Here is a 17,750-nt window from a genome sequence, read left to right as displayed (position 1 = left end):
TTATCCCGCGACGGCAAGCTCGCCCGCGCGCGCACCGTTGATGACTTCCGCGACGCCGTCGACATACACGTGACGCGGACTCGATGTCGCGAGCAGATGCGCGAAGCCCGCACTGCCCTCGCCGCCTTGCCATGCATGCGGCCGGTCGTACAGGCACAGGTCGGCGCGCATGCCCACGGCGAGCGAACCCAGATCGCGAAGGCCGACTGCGCGCGCCGCGCCGTGCGTCAGCGAATCGATCCATGCGTCGCACGCGGCGTCCGGACAGGCGCTCATCTCCGCCGCGCCCTGCGCGAGCCGGTGCAGCGCGCCGGCATCGACCGAGCAGGCCAGCGCGCGTGCGTTGAGCCAATGAGCCCAGAGCCGATGCTCGATCAGCGAAGCCCGCACGAGCGGCGCGCCGCATACGAGATTCACATCCGTTTCCGCGATGAACGCCGCGTCCTGACGCGAAATGTCGGCGGGACCGAACAGCGTGGTCTCGCAGCTCAGGATCGACAGATAGGACAGCAGCCCGACCTCGGTGAAGTAGCGCGTCTGCCGATACTCGCGCTCGTCGTCATGCGAAGGACACAGCTTGACGCACAGGCGCTTGCGCAGACGTTCCGCTGCCGATGCCACGCCAAGCAGCGACGCAGCCGACCAGATCCGCGCGGGCACCACGGCGGGCAGGAGCATGCAGCGCGGATCGGGTGTGTCGAACAACGCGTGCAGGTCGGCTTCCGGCGGTTCGTCGAGTTCGATGTAGATCAACCGGCGCACGCCATTGCCGCCCGCGAATGCGCAGGCATCGGGAAAGCCGCGCTGGAACGAGCCGGCGGTGGTGATGCCGTGAGTGAGCAGCAGGTTCGAGTGTTCGCGCCATGAGTCGGGCGCGATGCCGGCGTCAGCATCGATGAGGCCGGGGACGCAGACGAGATCGGCGGCATCGAGGCGATCCGTGCGCACGGACTCGCGCGGAGCCAGAATCCGTGCGATGCGGTCGCCGTCTATTTCCAGATCGCCGCGCACGAAACGATGCGTGAGCGAATCGAAATACCACGCATCGGACAGCACCCACTGATTCGCATGACACGCAAGCTGATCCAGCGCATTCATCTCGGCCCCCGTGTGCGTCATGCCGAGTCCCGGATGCGACTGTCCAGGCATGAATCGGCACGCACGACGACTGTCCTCGCGCGGCGCAAACGCGCCTGACCGCGATGGCTTCGGTTCAGAATATAGAAGTGCTATCCGGCGTGCGCCGCGGGTCTTGCGCAGCGCTTTCCTCGCGTACTGCGGCGGGTTTTGCGTTTGCGAACCCGCGCAGCTTTCCGGAGTGAAAACATTTTCTTCAGCGCGTTGACAGGCCGATGTTCGGAAGGCCACACAGCCACAGGCGGCCCGAGGCGCGCCACTTCGACCGGTGCGATGCGCCATGATCGTGCGGAACGCCTTCTGGCGGGGCTTTCGGGCGCTTTTGCGGTGCCTTTTCAGCGCCGTTTTTGTGCATTGCGCCAGGCGGCCATGGCCGATAGGCGCTATGCAATGGCCGCTGTGCGCACCGCGTGGGCGGCCGCTTCACTCTGCGGCGCGCCTCGACTCGTGTTCGCGCGCCTCTTCAGGGCTTTCGTAGATATACGGCGCAAGCCCCCGACGCTTCAGCGCATCGCCCAGCTTGAGGCGCAGGAAACTGCTGGTGGTGTAGCGCGTCACGCGCTCGTACAGCGTGTTGACCAGACGCGTGACCATCTCCGAATAGGCGTCGAGCATGTCGGGACGGATCGAGAAGTTGTCGTAGTTCACGATGGCATGCGGCCGCGCCTTCGCCCCGCTCAGTTGCTTTTCGACTTCGCGCTGGATCGCCTCGACGTCGCTTGCATTCTGGACCTCGTGTCCTTCGAAATTGATGAAGAACAGATTCTTCTCCGCGTCGTAGCTGAAGCGCTCCGACAGATCCAGCCGCAGCAACAGCGTTCGCAGCCCCATCGGCGCATCGCGGAAGATGCGTTCGTCCATCAGGCGCGGCGGCGGCTCCATCAGCGGTGTGAACCCCATCCTGGCGACGATGTCCCGCTTGATGTCCACGCCCGGCGCCACCTCAGTCAGCCGCAGCCCGTGCTGCGTGAGTTCGAACACGCAGCGTTCGGTGATATAGAGCACGGTCTGGCCGCGCTCGGCCGCGTACCGGCCGCTGAAGGTTCGATGCTCCACCGCGTCCACGAACTTGACGCACTCCCCGTCACGACGGATGCGCAACTGGCCGTCTTCTATCGCGAGGTCCAGCTTGCCCGCATTGAAGGTGCCGACGAACACCACTTTCTTCGCGGCCTGGCTGATGTTGATGAAGCCGCCCGCGCCCGCCAGCTTGGGGCCGAACTTGCTGACGTTCAGATTGCCCTCACGATCGGCCTGTGCCAGACCGAGGAACGCGATGTCGAGACCGCCGCCGTCATAGAAATCGAACTGATACGGCTGGTCGATGATCGCCTGCGTGTTGGTCGCCGCGCCGAAGTTGAGGCCGCCCGCCGGAATGCCGCCGATGACGCCCGGCTCCGTGGTCATCGTGAAGAGGTCGATGACCTGCTCCTCGTTCGCGACGCTCGCAATGCCCTCCGGCATGCCGATGCCGAGATTGACGACGCTGTTGGCCATCAGCTCGAAGGCGGCACGGCGGGCGATGATCTTGCGTTCGGTGAGCGGCATCGGCGGCACCGAGCTCGCGGCCACGCGCAGTTCGCTCGAGAATGCCGCGCTGTAGGGCTCGCCGAAGGTCTGCCAGTGATTGTCCGGCCGCGCGAGCACGACGCAATCCACCATCACGCCCGGGATCTTCACCTGCCGCGAATTGAGTGTGTTGGATTCCGCCAGCCGCTCGACCTGCGCGATCACGATACCGCCCGAATTGCGCGCGGCCATCGCGATGGACAGCGCTTCCAGCGTCAGCGCTTCCTTTTCCATCGTCACGTTGCCGTTGAGGTCGGCGGTGGTGCCGCGCACGATGGCGACATCGATCGGGAAGGTCTGGTAGTACAGATACTCGGTGCCGTCGATCGGCATGAGCCGCACGATATCCTCGGTGGTGCGCGCGTTCAGCTTGCCGCCGCCGTGACGCGGATCGACGAAGGTGCCGAGACCCACGCGCGACAATTGCCCCGGACGATGCGCGGCGATGTCGCGGAACAGCTGCGAGATCACACCTTGCGGCAGGTTGTACGCTTCGATCCGGTTGGCGATGGCGAGCTTCTGCAATCCCGGCACAAGCCCCCAGTGCCCGCCGATCACGCGTTTCACCAGCCCTTCGTGCGCCAGATGATTGAGGCCCTTGCCCCGGCCGTCGCCCTGGCCTGCCGCATACACGAGCGTCAGGTCCGCGAGGGGCTCAGTGCCTTCGCGAAAGCGTTCTTCCAGCGCCATCGCCACTTCCTCGGCAAAGCCGATGCCGACGAAGCCGCTCGTCGCGAGGGTATCGCCGGAACGGATCAGCCGCACGGCCTCGTGAGCCGACACGATCTTGCCGCGCTCGACGAGCCGGGCGGTGGACGGAAACGGCTGGCGGGTCGGCGGACTGCTGGCGGTCATGGCGTCTCCTGGATGATGTGATCTTGTTTTCACCCGCTTGCATCGATTTGCACCGGGTATATGTCTCGTGAAGTCTGATCAGCCGATTTCCGCCGTCATATCTCGACGCGCGCGCCCAGTTCGATCACGCGATCGGCGGGCAGGCGCAGGTAGGCCGCCACATTGCCGACGTTGTGCAGCATGATCGCGAAGAGCCGCTCGCGCCATAACGCCATGCCGTGGCCCGGAGTCGGCACTACGCTTGCGCGGGACAGGAAATAGGAGATCGTCGCCCGATCGAACTTGAGCCCCGACGAACGACACGTCTCCAGCGCGGCGGGCAGGTCCACTTCGTCCTTGAAGCCATAGTTCACGGTCAACTGGAAACAGCCGTCGCCGAGCTGCTGCAACGAGACGCGGCGCCCTTCCTCGACCCACGGCACCGGCTCGGTCGCGACCGTCAGGAAGACCGTGTGTTCGTGCAGCACGCGGTTGTGCATCAGATTGTTGAGCAGCGAATGCGGCACGCCGTTCGGATCGTTCGACATGAAGATCGCCGTGCCCTCCACCCGCGCCGGCGCCTTGGCATGCAGGTTCGACAGGAACTGCCGCAGCGGCATCGTGCCCGCGCGCACGCGCGCTTCCTGCACCATCAGTTGGGCGCCGCGTCCCCAGGTGGCCATGATGGTGAACATCAGGAGGCCGATCGCCAGCGGAAACCAGCCGCCTTCCCTGATCTTGAGCAGGTTCGCCGAGAAGAACATCGCGTCGATCACGAAGAAGAACGCGGTCGCGAACAGGCACAGCGCCCAGTTCAGATGCCATGCATAGCGGATCACGAAGAAGGTCAGCACGGTCGTGATGAGCATCGTGCCCGTCACGGCGATGCCGTATGCGGAGCCGAGCGCCGTCGACGACCCGAAGCCCAGCACGGCGGCGACCACCGCCAGCAGCAAGGTCCAGTTGATGCCCGGCACGTAGATCTGCCCGATCTCCCGTGCCGACGTGTAGACGACGCTCATGCGCGGCAGAAAGCCGAGCTGCATGGCCTGCTTGGTCATCGAATACGTGCCGGAGATGACCGCCTGCGAGGCGATGACGGTCGCGATGGTCGAGAGCACCACCATCGGATAGAGCATCCACGACGGGAACAGCCGGTAGAACGGATTCTGCAGCGCGGCGGGATCCGCGATAAGCAGCGCGCCCTGCCCGAGATAATTGAGCGCGAGCGCCGGAAAGACCACCGCGAACCAGGTGAGGCGGATCGGCAGCGCGCCGAAGTGACCCATGTCGGCATAGAGCGCTTCGGCGCCGGTCAGCGACAGCACCACGGCGCCGAGCGCGACGAACGCGAGCCAGCGATGATGCGCGCAGAACGCGAGTCCTTCGAGCGGATCGAGCGCGGCGAGAATTTTTGGCATGGCCACGATGTTCACGACGCCCGATACGGCCAGTATCACGAACCACACCACCATGACCGGCCCGAAGACCGCGCCGATGCCCGACGTGCCGTACTTCTGCATCAGGAACAGCGCCACCAGCGCGACGAGCGTCACGGGCACGACATAGGGCTGCAGGCCGGGCGCGGCGACTTCGAGCCCTTCCACTGCGCTGAGCACCGAGATCGCCGGCGTGATGACGCCGTCGCCGTAGAACAGCGCGGCGCCCATCACGCCGATCAGCAACAGCGTCTGCTTGAGGCACTTCTTCGATTCGACCGAGGACGCCGCGAGCGCGAGCAGCGCCATGATGCCGCCTTCGCCGTGGTTATTGGCGCGCAGGATCAGCGTGACGTATTTGAGCGAGACGATCAGCGTGAGCGACCAGAAGATCAGCGAGACGATGCCGATCACATTGGCCGGCTGCAGCGCGAGACCACCGGCGGGATCGAAGACGGTTTTCAGCGTGTAAAGCGGGCTTGTGCCGATGTCGCCGTACACGACGCCGAGCGCCGCCAGCGAGAGCCCCGCCCACGCCGTTCGGCCGTGCGGTCCGGGCGCGTGCTGGTCGCCGGCCGGCATGCCAGTTGCAGTCGATCCCATGATTCCTCCCTGCGTTATGGAGCCGCTGCGTATGCCGCGGCCGATTTGTCAGAGGATGAGCGTCTGCCTGATTGTCTCGATAGCAGTATAGGAACGGTTGCGGGCTTGTGTTCGGGTTCGTGTTCGGCTTGTGTTCTTGCAGCACGTTTCACGCGTAGCGGATCTGCGCCACGGCGCGCAGGTCGTCGGCGCTTGCCGTCCCGTAGCCGAAGAACTCGAGATAGGCGGGAATCATTTCGAACAGCATGTCGATGCCGACTTGCACCTTGCAGCCTTTGTCCATCGCCGCGCGCAGCAACGGCGTGTATTCCGACTTCATCACTACTTCGCCGACGAACGTGGCAGGCGCGATGCGGTCGATATCGAACGGCATGGGATCGCCCTCTTTCATGCCGAGCGGTGTGGCGTTGACGATGACGTCGAAACCGGCGGGATCTTTCGTGTCGGTGCGCACGGTCAACTGCGGATAGTGCTCGCGCAGACGTGCTGCAAGTCCTTCCACAGACGCCGTGTTCATGTCGAAGATCGCCAGTTCGGCGACACCGGCGGCGGCCAGCGACGCGGCAATCGGCGAACCGACGCCGCCGCTGCCCAGCACCAGCACGCGCGCCCCGTCGAGCTTGCAACCCTTACGCTCGACGCCGCGCACGAAGCCTGCGCCGTCGAACTGATCGCCCAGCAGCGTGCCGTCCGGTCGCTTCAGGATGGCATTGCACGCGCCGGCGATGCGCGCGGTCGGACTGACTTCATCCATCAGGCCGAGGGTCGTGATCTTGTGCGGCATCGTGACGAGCGCGCCGCGGATGTTGGTGAGATTGAACAACTGCGGCAGGAAGGCGACGAAATCGTCCGGTTTCACGCCCATCGGCACGACGACGGCATCGATGCCTTGCTGGTCGAACCACGGGTTGTAGATCATCGGCGCCTTGAAGGCTTCGGTCGGGTAGCCGAGATGGGCGATGAGGGTGGTCTTGCCGCTGATCATGGCCGCTCCTTGTGCAAGGTCAGGCAGCGCGGAAAGCGCGTGCCTTCACCATGATAGTGCGGTTCGCGCGAGTCAGTGGCTTGCGCCGAGGTAGGCCGCCTTGACCGAGGGATCGTTGCGCAACTGCTCCGCCGGGCCATGCGTGGCGACCCGGCCGTTTTCGAGCACGTAGCCGTAGTCGGCGACGTTGAGCGCGGCCGCCGCGAACTGTTCGACCAGCAGCATCGTGACGCCGTCCGCCTTCAGGCGCTCGATGATGCGGAATACTTCGTCGACGAGAATGGGCGCAAGACCCATCGACGGTTCGTCGAGCAGCACGAGATCCGGGTTCAGCATGATCGCGCGCGCCATGGCGAGCATCTGCTGTTCGCCGCCCGAGAGCGTGCCGGCCAGTTGATGACGGCGTTCCTTCAGGCGCGGAAACAGTTCGATTGCGCGTTCGAGATCGGCGTCCACGTCGCCCTTCGGACGCGACCAGGTGAGGCGCGGGAACGCGCCGAGCAGGAGGTTGTCGGTGACGGACATCGTCGCGAAGACGCGGCGGCCTTCGGGAGAATGCGCAAGACCCAGCCGCGCGATACGGTGCGAGTCCAGCGAGTCGATACGCCGGGTGTTGCTGCCGACGCCCATGGTGATCTCGCCGTCAGTGGCCTTGATCATGCCGGAGATGGCGCGCATGGTGGTGGTCTTGCCCGCGCCGTTCGAGCCGATCAGGGTGACGACCTTGGCCTTCGGCACGTGAAGCGAGATGCCGTGCAGCACCTTGACTTTGCCGTAGCCGGCGTGGAGGTTGTTGATGGTCAGCATCGTGAGCGGGCTCTCTTCGTCTTCGGCGCGGGTTGTGCGGTGGGTGCTTTTTCGGAGTTGTTCTTTCTGATTAGATACCTGTGGTGCACGCTGGTCTATTAGCAACGGCCCTCGCTTGGGACGGATTTTCGTGGCTGCGGGATCAGGTGCTTTGGTCGTGGATGTGGCGCAGCGCGGCGGTGTCCCATCTGCCCATGTCGATAGCGTGCTGGAGCATTCCGAGGGTCAGGGGTTCTGCTACCCGGTAATCAATCAGTCCCCGCCTCTTGAACAGCCACTTCGTCAGAAATGGAATCCGAATTCCACGGAATGGATAGTAGCGGTTGAACGCGAAGTCGCCCAAATCGATAGGAAAGCGTTCGAAATATTCAGCGAGCAGATCCTCTATGTCCTCAGGCGCCATCTGGATATCTTCTTCCAGCCGATCACTCAATTTGAACGGCCGACGTTTTGGGTTGAAGCCATACGTTTGAACCAGCTCCTCGATATCAGCCGAGAGCGCCAACGGATGCGTCATTGTGTTTTAGTCAAAATTTTTGATCCCCTATGCGCCGAAGCTCGTCAGTGTCCCACCTGCCCATAGCGATTGCGTGCTGAAGCATTGCGAGAGTCAGCGGTTCCGCAACCCGGTAATCGACAATGCCCCATCTTTTGAACAGCCACTTGGTCAGGAACGGAATTCGGACTCCCCGAAATGGGAAGTAGCGATGAAAAGCGAAGTCGCCTGGATCGATAGAGAATTTTTCGAAATATTCCACAAAAAAATCCTCCAAGGCTTCGGGAGACATTTGAAGATCTTCTTCCAGGCGGTGATTCGGCTTGAATGGTGAACAATTTGGATTGTGTCCATGCTTGCGAATCAGCTTCTCCAGTTCAACCGAGAGTGCCAACGGTTGCGTCATTGATTCTGTCCCCTGAACGAACAAGCGCGTTGTAGCGCAATATGGTCTTCACCTGAATCGAAACGATGTCATACGCTGCGACCGGTATAGGAAACCACGGCAACCACCTTCCGACAACAGCGCCAAGGTGAGCCGTATAGCTGACGCGTATCGAGGGGAAGCCCACTAATGTGGGAAGGCTCCTCTTGAGTCGGATGTCGAGCAACGCCCGGCAAATGACAGAAGCGATCGATGTTCCAGGCGATGCCCCTTTCGGCTTCTGGCGCGTCTTCAACATGGGCCTGCCCAACACAACCGCAAACACGGCAGCAACTTCAACGACGTCGAAGTGCTCGCAAATGATCTCCACCAGCACGCAGAGATAAAGCTCCTCCTTGGTGAGATCATGCAGGTCACCATAGCTATACAGGGTGACTGACAACTCCCCATCGCTGACAAGCGCTTCGTAGCTCACGTCCCGCCGCCGTTATCGAAACTGCCGCAGATCGATCACTGCCGTCACCGCGCCCATCGTGCCGCCGGTGATGCTTTGCGGAAAGTATTCCTGCTTCATGGTAGTGAAGGAGAGACTGACCGTCTCGATTGCCATGCTGCCTCCACCTGCCGGAGACACGTGCGTGATGACTACATCGCCAAGCGTTATTCGAAAGTATTCGAACGGCACCCCACCCGCTTTCCGCAAGGTGAGCTTGACCTGCCTGATGCGCGTCCCATTGAAGCAATACACCGCGAGATTGGGCGAGGCGCGGTCAATCTGATGTATGAATGTCAGGTCGCCCACGGTAGCTTTGGATGCCCCGCCACCCGAGCCTGACGTGTTGGCAGCGTTCTGCCGGATATCCCAGTTCCATGAACTGGCCTGAATGGCACGAGGGTGCATTGCGTCCGGAGACTCACCGTCGATACCGTCGATGTCTACAAAAATATCGCCAGACATGGATCTCCACGCTCGGCCGAGGAAGCCGCTCCTCAGCGGCTGAATATCCTGAATGACTGTAGAGCATCAGAAAATCAGGATAAGTCGAGGTGACGGCAGCTTATCGCCAGAACGAAAACCTGATAACCCCGAAAGATCCGAAATCGCCCTCAAGCCGCCTCAGCCGCCTGCCCACCCAGATAAGCCTCGATAACCTTCTCGTTGGCCTGAATCTCCGCCGGCTTTCCTTCCGCAATCTTCTGCCCGAAATCCAGCACCGAAACGATATCGCACACGCTCATCACCACATCCATGTGATGCTCGATCAGCACGACCGTAATCCCGTGATGCCTCACCTTGCGAATGATCGCCACCAGCTCGCGGATATCCGGCGCAGTCAGTCCGGCCGCCGGTTCATCGAGCAGCAGCAGTTGCGGATCGAGCGCCAGCGCCCGCGCGATTTCGAGCAGACGCTGCTTGCCATAAGGAAGATTGCGCGCCTCCTCGCCGGCTGCATGCTCCAGTCCCACGAAGCGCAGCATATTGAACGCCCGCTCCCGTGCCGCAAGTTCTTCGCGCCGGTAACGCGGACTCATCACGCCGACATCCGCCAGGTTCGACCTGAACGTGTGATGCAGTCCGACGAGCACGTTCTCCAGCGCCGTCATCTCCCCGAACAACTGCACGTTCTGAAACGTCCGCGCAATGCCCGAAAGCGCGATGCTCGACGACGTGCGTCCCGCGAGCGACTGCCCTTCGTAGTCGATGGCGCCCGCCGTCGGCACATAGATTCCTGTCAGCACGTTCATCATCGTGCTCTTGCCCGAGCCGTTCGGTCCGATCAGCCCGTGGATCGTGCCGCGCCTGACCGTCAGGTTCACGTCGTTCAGCGCCTTCAGTCCGCTGAACTGCATCAGGACGCCGCGCACGTCGAGGATCGCATCCATGCCCGCAGCCTCGACCGCCGATACCGCATCGTCCTCGCGCGTCTGGTTCGCGAGTTCCTCGGTATCCACCTTGGTCACGCGCACGCGGCCGAGATTCAGCGTCTTGCGCACGAAGCCGACAATGCCGTCCTGCAAGTAATACACGACGAGCAGGATCATCAGCCCGAAGATGGTCAGACGCCAATCGGTGAGCGCCTCGATCCAGAACGAGAACACGGCGAGCCCCGCCGTGCCGATCACCGGCACCGCCACGCGCTGCAAGGTCGTGGTCTTGCGGGCCAGCGCCAGCGCGGCGCCCAGCACGACGATAACCGCCAGCGCCGTGGCAACCACGCGGAAGTTGGAGATATCGTCGAGCAGTTTCGGCAGCAGGACGATCACCGTCGAGCCGATGATCGCGCCCGTCCGCGTCTTGCGTCCGCCCATGATGATGGCGAGCAGGAACAGGATGGTCAGTTCGAAGTTATAGGTATTCGGCGAGATGTACTGCTCCGAATACGAATACAGACAACCGGCGAGCCCCGCGAAACCCGCGCTGATCACGAACGCATAGACCTTGTAGCGATACACCGACACACCCATGCAATCGGACGCGATCGGGCTGTCGCGCAAGGCTTCGAACGCGCGGCCCAGATGCGACTTCAGCACCCGGTGCACGACGATCAGCGACACCACCAGCAGCGCCGCGACGAGCCAGTAGTACTGCACCTCGTCGAGCCGATGCCCGGCAAAGGACGGCTTCGGGATCTTGAGTCCCATCGGGCCGTTGGTGAGGAAGTCCATCTCGTTGATGAGGATCTGGATGATCGTGCCGAACGCGAGCGTGACCATCGCGAGATACGGACCGGACACGCGCAGCGCGGGCAACGCGAGGATCGCGCCGAAGCCGGCCGTGACGAGGATCGAAAGCGGCGCGGTCACGTAGAACGGCATGCCGAGCTTGATGAACAGCACGCCCGCCGTGTACGCGCCCACGCCGAACAGCCCTGCATGACCCAGCGAGACCTGACCGGTATAACCCACCACGATATCGAGCCCGAACAGCAGGATCGCGTAGATCATGATGGTTTCGACGAGATGGATGTAATACGGATTGCCCGACGCCAGCGGAAACACCACCAGCGCGGCCAGGCCGACGAGCGCTGCGATCCAGTTCTTTGCATTCATCGTGGCCGCCTCAGACTTTCTTGATCGCCGTCTTGCCGAACAGGCCGGCGGGCTTCACGGCCAGCACGATCAGCAGCAGCACGAGTCCCGGCACGTCCTTGTAGCCGGTGGAGATATAGAAGCCGGTCGTCGTCTCCGCGATGCCCAGGATCATCCCGCCGACGATGATCCCCATGCCGCTCGACAGCCCGCCGATGATCGCCACCGCGAACGCCTTGAGGCCCAGCACTGCACCCATCGTCGCACCCGTCAGCGTGAGCGGCGCGATCAGCACGCCGGCGAACGCGGCCGTCAGCGAGGACAGCGCATACGAGAACGTGATGACCAGCCCGGTGTTGATGCCCATCAGCGCGGCGGCGTCGCGGTCGTTGGCGGTCGCGACCACGGCCTTGCCGAAGATCGTCTTGCGATTGAAGAACTCCACCGCGAGCATCATGACGAGCGCGCCGCCGACCACGAGCAGTTCCATCGGCAGCACGTTCGCGCCGAAGACCTTGAGCGGCGCTTCCGGCAGCGGCGAAGGAAAGCGCAGGTCGTCGCGGCCCCACACGTTCTCCGCCACATTCTTGAAGATGATGCCGAGCGCGATGGTCGACATGATCCAGCCGAACTCCGACTTGATGCGAATGGCGGGCCGCACGCCGATGCGCTCGACGAACGATCCCTGCACGAGTCCGAACAGGCAGACCAGCGGAATCATCAACCAGTAGTTGACGCCCGCCGACACCAGCGTCAGGCCGACGAGCGCGCCGAGCATCAGCGCGTCGCCCTGACCGAAGTTCAGCGTGCCCGACGTGGCGAACGTGAGTTGGTAGCCAAATGCGATCACGGCGTAAATCATGCCGAGCGCGATACCGCTATAGACGAGTTGCAGGAGGATCATCGTCGGGCACCAGGATAGAGCATGAAAAAGCCGCACTCGCCTCCCCGGCGAGCGCGGCTTTGATCGGCATGTCGGGACGGCCGGCCTTAGTTCGTCGCCGTCGTCTGCTTGGTGCGCAGCGTGCTGCCGCCCTTCTTGTCGGCGTCGTAGGCATAGACCACGCGGCCGCCCTTTACTTCGCCGACAACCGGCACGTTCGGGCTGATCGCCTCGTGATCGGTCTTCGTGAACGGCTTGTCATAGACCATGACCACGCCTTCAACCTTCGTGTTCAGGTTCTCCAGCGCTTCCTTGACCTTCGGGCCATCGGTGCTGTTGGCCTGCTTGATCGCCGCCGCGAGCAGATACACCGAGTCATAGCCCTGCGCCGCCGACACCGGCGAATCGATGCGTTCGTTCTTCGGCTTGAACTCCTTCAGATACGCCTCGATGAACGCCTTGCGCTTCGGCGTATTGGCTTCCTGGATGAAAGTCTGCGGCATGCGCGCGCCTTCGCCGTTGCTGCCTGCATTGTCGATGTAGTTCGCCATCGAAAGCGTCCAGCTGCCGATCAGCGGCACTTTCCAGCCGAGCTTCGCCATGCCGTTCGCGATCTGAGCGAGTTCAGGCCCGATGCCGTATGTCAGCACAGCTTCCGCGCCCGCCTCCTTCGCTTTCAGCAACTGGGCCGTCATGTCGACGTCCTTGATGTTGAACTTCTCGACCGCCACCGGCTTCACGCCCTTCGCGGCCAGCGCCTTCTCCAGATCCTCGCGGCCGAGCTGCCCGTAGTTCGTCGAATCGGCGAGGATCGCGACCTTCTTGAAGCCGCGCTTCGTCACCGCTTCCTCGACGATCATCGGCGCCTGAATGCGGTCGGCCGCGGCATTGCGGAACACATAGTTGTCGGGCTGGTCGTCGAACTGTTTGGTCACCACGGTGCCGGTCGCGACGTTGTTGAACACCGGGATCTTCGCTTCCTGGAAGAAGCGCTGCGAAGCGAGCGCCACGCCGGTGTTGATGTAGCCCACCACCGCGACCACCTTCTCCTTGTTGATGAGCTCCTGCGCGATCTGCACGCCGCGCTCGTTCTTCGCTTCGTCATCGCGCTCCACCAGCACGATCTGACGCCCGAGCACGCCACCCGACTTGTTGATCTCGGCGGTCGCGAGACGCACGCCGTCGCGCATGCTCACACCCATGGACGACGAACCGCCGGTGAACGGCCCATCGACGCCGATCTTGATCGGGTCCGCCGCGTGCGCCAACGAAAATACGCCGAATGCGAGCACGCCCGCGATGAGCTTCATCTGCATACCCATGTGTGTCTCCGTCGCCTCGATTGTTATGAAAAGGTCGGCGCGACGAACCCTCGGCGCGCGTGCCCGGTCCCGCAGGTTATTGCCAGCCGGCGCATGCAACGCTGTTGAGTGCAATCTGCGTTATCGATTACATCGGCCGTGTCCGATATTAGAAAAATGTAAGGATATGACCATATTCGGACATACCCGAGGGCACGCGCGCTGGCACACACGCGATGCATCGCACCGGTGCATGGCCTGCAAATAAAGGGAAATCGGATCAGATGAGGGATGCGCTTGAACAGCATCCCAAAGCTTTCAGACGGCGTATCGAAAGGCGCCGGTTCGCGGGTATACGTGTAGCTACATGCCCCAGCGCAAACCCGCCGTGTGCACCGGGCTGTCCCAATGACGGGTCATCTCGTCGTCGAGCGTACACAGCGTGATCGACGCGCCCGCCATCTCGAGCGACGTAGTCAGTGCGCCGACCTGCGAACGCGCGATGCCGAGACCGCGGCCATCGAGCCAGCGGCGCACTGCGTCATACAGCAGATACAGCTCGCCCAGCGCCGTTCCCCCAAGTCCGTTGACGAGCACGAGCAGGCGCGCATCGGCGGCGGGTTTCAGGTCTTCGACGATCGCGGCCAGCAGCTCGTCGGCGATCGCATCGGCGGTGGCGAACTTCGCGCGCCTGCGCCCCGGCTCGCCATGAATGCCGACGCCGATCTCGATCTCGTCGTCGCCAAGCGAGAAGGTCGGCTTGCCGGCGGCAGGCACCGTGCAGCTCGAAAACGCAACGCCCATCGACGCGATCCGTCCCGCCACGCGTTCTCCGAACGTGCGGCACGCTTCCAGGTCCGCGCCGGTCTCGGCGAAGCTGCCCACCAGCTTCTCGACGATCACCGTGCCCGCGACGCCGCGCCGGCCCGTCGTGAAGCTCGAATTTTCGACGGCGACATCGTCGTTGACGAGCACGGTGGCGTTAGGCATCTCGCAGAGCTCGGACGCCATCTCGAAGTTCATCACGTCGCCGGAATAGTTCTTCACGATGAACAGCACGCCCGCGCCAGTGTCGGCGGCCTGCGCGGCGGCCAGCATCTGGTCCGGTGTCGGCGACGTGAACACCTGGCCGGGACAGGCGGCATCGAGCATGCCGTAGCCGACGAAGCCCCCATGCAGCGGCTCATGTCCCGAGCCGCCGCCCGAGATGACGGCCACCTTGCCGGGCTTGAGCACCTTGCGCACGATGAACGCCGGATCCAGGTTCACCGTGACGAGATCCGCATGCGCAGCGCCGAAGCCCGCGAGACTCTCGCTCAGGAAGTCATCCACGCGATTGATGAACTTCTTCATGTCTCCCTCTCCTTGTGAGGTTCAGGCCGCGTCTTGCGCGAGGCGCGCGCAGACGGCCGCGATCATGAGCTGACTGGAACGCGCGCCCGGATCGATGTGACCGCGCGAACGTTCGCCGAGAAACGAAGCGCGGCCCTTGGTGGCGAGCATGTCGCGCGTGGCGAGCATGCTCTCTTCTGCAACGCGCGGCAGCGCATCCAGTGCCTCCGCTTTCGATGCGCCCGCCCCGGCCAGCGCGGTGAAACGCTGCGCCACCGGAATCAGGACGTCCATCATGGTCTTGCTGCCGGTCGAGGTCTTGCCGCGTTGCCCGACTGCCTCGACGCCCGCCGCGAATGCGCGCGCGAACGCGGCGACGCTATCAGAGGCGTCATCGATCGGCGTCTTTGCCATGCCGGTCAGCATCGAGAAGAACAGCGGTCCGGATGAACCGCCTACCGTGGAGAGCGTCTTCGCCGCGGCGAGTTTCAGCGCGGGCGCGAAGGCTTCGGCTTCGATCTGCGTGCGCAGCGCCACGAGGGCATCCATGCCGCGCAGCAGGTTGATGATGTGATCGCCGTCACCGATAGCCTGATCCAGCGATGCGATTTCGTCTGCATGTTCCTTGAGCGACGCATGCGCTGCGTCGATGCACGCCATGACCGTCTTGCCGTCCATGCGCCGATCCTCCGTTCACGGGCAGAGTGAGCGGAAAGGATACCGCGTCGTGCGGGGTCACGTCGTGCATCACGCGGGCGCTTCAGGTCCAGGGCACATGCACGCGGTCGAGATCGCGATCGAGCTGATACGCGGCGCTGATGAGCGCGAGATGCGTGAGCGCCTGCGGAAAGTTGCCGAGCGCCTCGCCACTCGTCGCCACTTCCTCTGAGAACAGGCCGACATGGTTCGCATAGGCGAGCATCTTCTCGAACACCAGCCGGCCCTCGTCGACGCGGCCCGCGCGCGCCAGCGCTTCCGCGTACCAGAACGAGCACGCGGAGAAACCGCCTTCGGTGCCGGGCAGGCCGTCCAGCGTCGGGCCACGCGTATAACGGAAGATCAGCGGATCGACGCGCAGTTCGCGGCCGATGGCATCCAGCGTGCCGATCCAGCGCGGATCCTTCGGCCCGATGAAGCGCACCAGCGGCATCATCAGCGTGGAGGCGTCGAGCGTGTCGGAATCCGGGGTCTGCACGAAGCTTTGCAGTTCGTCATTCCAGAAGTGCTCGTGAATGTCGTGATGAATCTCGTCGCGAGTGCTGAACCAGCTGGCGAGCGGCGCGGGCAGCGAGCGCTTTTCCGCGAGACGCAGCGCGCGGTCCACCGTGACCCAGCACATCAGGCGCGAATGCAGCAGCGGGCGCGTGCCGTTGCGGAATTCCCAGATGCCGTTGTCCGCATCGCGCCAGTGCTCGACCACGTAATCGACGGTGCGCGTGACGTGCCGCCAGCCTTCGTAAGAGATCGCCGCGCCATACTTGTTGTACAGATAGAGCGAGTCGAGCAACGCGCCATAGACGTCCAGCTGGATCTGCGCGCGCGCCTCGTTGCCGATCAGTAGCTGGCCCTTCCCATCGCCGACGAGGCTGTCGAGGTTCGCCTCCGCGAGCGCATCCTCGCCGTCGACGGAATACATCACACGCAACTGCCCATGCGAGCTGCAATCGCGGCTACGTCCGGCGATCCACTTCATGAAGCCCTCGGCCTCGCCGGTATAGCCGAGCCGCAACAGCGCGTACACGCTGAACGCGGCGTCGCGAATCCAGGTAAAGCGATAATCCCAGCGGCGCGAACCATCCTGCGCCTCGGGCAGCCCGAAGGTCGGCGCCGCGACGATCGCGCCGAACTCCTCCGAACTCAGCATCTTGAGCGTCAGCGCCGATCGCAGCACCACTTCGCGGTAGCGTCCGCGATACGTCGAGCGCGCCGACCAGCTCTTCCAATAGTCGATCGTCGCCGCCAGCACTGCATCGTGTTCCGCCTCGATATCCGCGAGGCCTTCCGGCAAGCCGAAGGCAAAGCACGCACAGTCGCCTTCCTCGAGTTCCAGGGTGGCGCAGGCTCGCGCGCCGTCGAGCGACAGCGGCACGTTGGCGAGCAGTTGCACGGGCGGCGAGCCATCGGCGGGAATGAATTCGACGCCCCGCTCCACCGCGCGCGCCTCATGCCCGGCGCGCGCATAGTCGAAGCGCGGAGCGCACGTCACATCCAGCGTCATGCGGCCAAACACAAGCCGCACGATGCGCAGCACGCAGTTCGGCGCCTGATCGGCGCGCGGGGCATCGGCGGCGACGGGCATCAGGTCGAGCAGCTCGCATACGCCGTCGCCCGTCATGAAGCGCGTGAGCAGCACATTGGTCTCGGGCAGATACATCTGCTTGACGTTGGCGTGCGGCACGCGTGGCGTAATGGCGAACGAGCCGCCACGCTCGCCGTCGAGCAGCGCGGCGAACAGCGTGGGTGAGTCGATACGGGGAAAGCACATGAAGTCGAGCGCGCCGCGCAGCGAGACCAGCGCGGCCGTCTTCATGTTGCCGATCATGCCGCGCCCGTCGACAGGCAACGCGACCGGTGGAACCTGCTGGGGATGGTGTCCCATGACGTTGTGCTCCCGGCGAGCCGTGGTTGGCGTCGTCGGAGGGGAGCAAGTCATATTCCTGTCGCGCGCGTCAGCAAGGCTCCCGGCGCGACAAAGTCTCGACAGCTCAGCGCGCGGCCGCTTGCTCGGATGTTGCCGTGGCGGGCTCTGCCGACGCGCTGCCGAACACCGATGCACTCGCCGCGCCTTCCTGCACGGCCAGCGACGTGGCGGCCGGCACCGGCGCCTCCGCGTGACGCGACCGGCCGATGCTCGCGATATAGACCACCGCCGCCACGGCAACGCCTATCAGCACCGCCGCCACCGCGAAGCCTGACGACTTTCGCCTCATTGTTCCTCCTGATCGGATA

Annotated in this window: 16 protein-coding genes; all 16 read right to left on the bottom strand. The window is 63.6% G+C overall.

Features of this window, described 5'->3' with window-relative positions; all coding sequences use genetic code 11:
* Nucleotides 1-1,119, bottom strand: a complete 1,119-nt coding sequence (locus tag QCE62_RS30395; RefSeq protein WP_309926279.1) for a hypothetical protein — start codon at nt 1,117-1,119, stop codon at nt 1-3.
* A 441-nt stretch (nt 1,120-1,560) separates the two neighbouring features.
* Entirely contained in the window at nt 1,561-3,561 is a 2,001-nt protein-coding gene (locus tag QCE62_RS30390; RefSeq protein ID WP_309926277.1) for an acyl CoA:acetate/3-ketoacid CoA transferase, read from the bottom strand.
* Nucleotides 3,562-3,656: 95 nt separating this feature from the next.
* A complete protein-coding gene (locus QCE62_RS30385) occupies nt 3,657-5,582 on the bottom strand; it encodes a potassium transporter Kup (protein ID WP_309926275.1) in 1,926 nt (641 codons plus the stop codon).
* 148 nt (nt 5,583-5,730) lie between these two features.
* Nucleotides 5,731-6,567 carry a ThiF family adenylyltransferase gene (locus tag QCE62_RS30380; protein ID WP_309926272.1) on the bottom strand — a complete coding sequence of 279 codons (837 nt, stop codon included), beginning with the start codon at nt 6,565-6,567 and terminating at the stop codon, nt 5,731-5,733.
* Between the two features lie 72 nt (nt 6,568-6,639).
* A complete protein-coding gene (locus tag QCE62_RS30375; protein ID WP_309838060.1) occupies nt 6,640-7,374 on the bottom strand; it encodes an ABC transporter ATP-binding protein in 735 nt (244 codons plus the stop codon).
* A gap of 142 nt (nt 7,375-7,516) precedes the next feature.
* Entirely contained in the window at nt 7,517-7,891 is a 375-nt protein-coding gene (locus QCE62_RS30370; RefSeq protein ID WP_309926271.1) for a DUF1493 family protein, read from the bottom strand.
* Nucleotides 7,892-7,901: 10 nt separating this feature from the next.
* Complete coding sequence (locus tag QCE62_RS30365; RefSeq protein ID WP_309926270.1) at nt 7,902-8,276, bottom strand: DUF1493 family protein; 375 nt, start codon at nt 8,274-8,276, stop codon at nt 7,902-7,904.
* Nucleotides 8,248-8,730 (bottom strand): STM2901 family protein, encoded by a 483-nt coding sequence (locus QCE62_RS30360; protein ID WP_309926268.1) that lies wholly within the window; start codon nt 8,728-8,730, stop codon nt 8,248-8,250. Before QCE62_RS30360 ends, QCE62_RS30365 begins: the two co-directional genes overlap by 29 nt.
* A gap of 12 nt (nt 8,731-8,742) precedes the next feature.
* A complete protein-coding gene (locus QCE62_RS30355) occupies nt 8,743-9,213 on the bottom strand; it encodes a type VI secretion system tube protein Hcp (RefSeq protein WP_309926266.1) in 471 nt (156 codons plus the stop codon).
* 149 nt (nt 9,214-9,362) lie between these two features.
* Complete coding sequence (locus QCE62_RS30350; protein WP_309926264.1) at nt 9,363-11,306, bottom strand: branched-chain amino acid ABC transporter ATP-binding protein/permease; 1,944 nt, start codon at nt 11,304-11,306, stop codon at nt 9,363-9,365.
* A 10-nt stretch (nt 11,307-11,316) separates the two neighbouring features.
* On the bottom strand, nt 11,317-12,189 hold the full coding sequence (locus QCE62_RS30345; RefSeq protein ID WP_309820144.1) for a branched-chain amino acid ABC transporter permease: 873 nt from the start codon (nt 12,187-12,189) through the stop codon (nt 11,317-11,319).
* Between the two features lie 86 nt (nt 12,190-12,275).
* Complete coding sequence (locus tag QCE62_RS30340) at nt 12,276-13,484, bottom strand: ABC transporter substrate-binding protein (RefSeq protein ID WP_404987799.1); 1,209 nt, start codon at nt 13,482-13,484, stop codon at nt 12,276-12,278.
* A gap of 348 nt (nt 13,485-13,832) precedes the next feature.
* Nucleotides 13,833-14,822: a dihydroxyacetone kinase subunit DhaK gene (dhaK, locus tag QCE62_RS30335; protein WP_309926261.1), complete on the bottom strand. Its 990-nt coding sequence runs from the start codon at nt 14,820-14,822 to the stop codon at nt 13,833-13,835.
* 21 nt (nt 14,823-14,843) lie between these two features.
* Entirely contained in the window at nt 14,844-15,479 is a 636-nt protein-coding gene (gene dhaL, locus QCE62_RS30330) for a dihydroxyacetone kinase subunit DhaL (protein ID WP_309926259.1), read from the bottom strand.
* 82 nt (nt 15,480-15,561) lie between these two features.
* Nucleotides 15,562-17,400, bottom strand: a complete 1,839-nt coding sequence (locus QCE62_RS30325; RefSeq protein ID WP_309926257.1) for a glycoside hydrolase family 15 protein — start codon at nt 17,398-17,400, stop codon at nt 15,562-15,564.
* Between the two features lie 106 nt (nt 17,401-17,506).
* Entirely contained in the window at nt 17,507-17,731 is a 225-nt protein-coding gene (locus QCE62_RS30320) for a hypothetical protein (RefSeq protein ID WP_309926255.1), read from the bottom strand.
* Nucleotides 17,732-17,750 lie beyond the last annotated feature (19 nt).

The sequence above is a fragment of the Caballeronia sp. LZ033 genome, assembly GCF_031451265.1.
Classification (GTDB): domain Bacteria; phylum Pseudomonadota; class Gammaproteobacteria; order Burkholderiales; family Burkholderiaceae; genus Caballeronia.
This window is presented reverse-complemented; position numbering and strand designations above follow the sequence as displayed.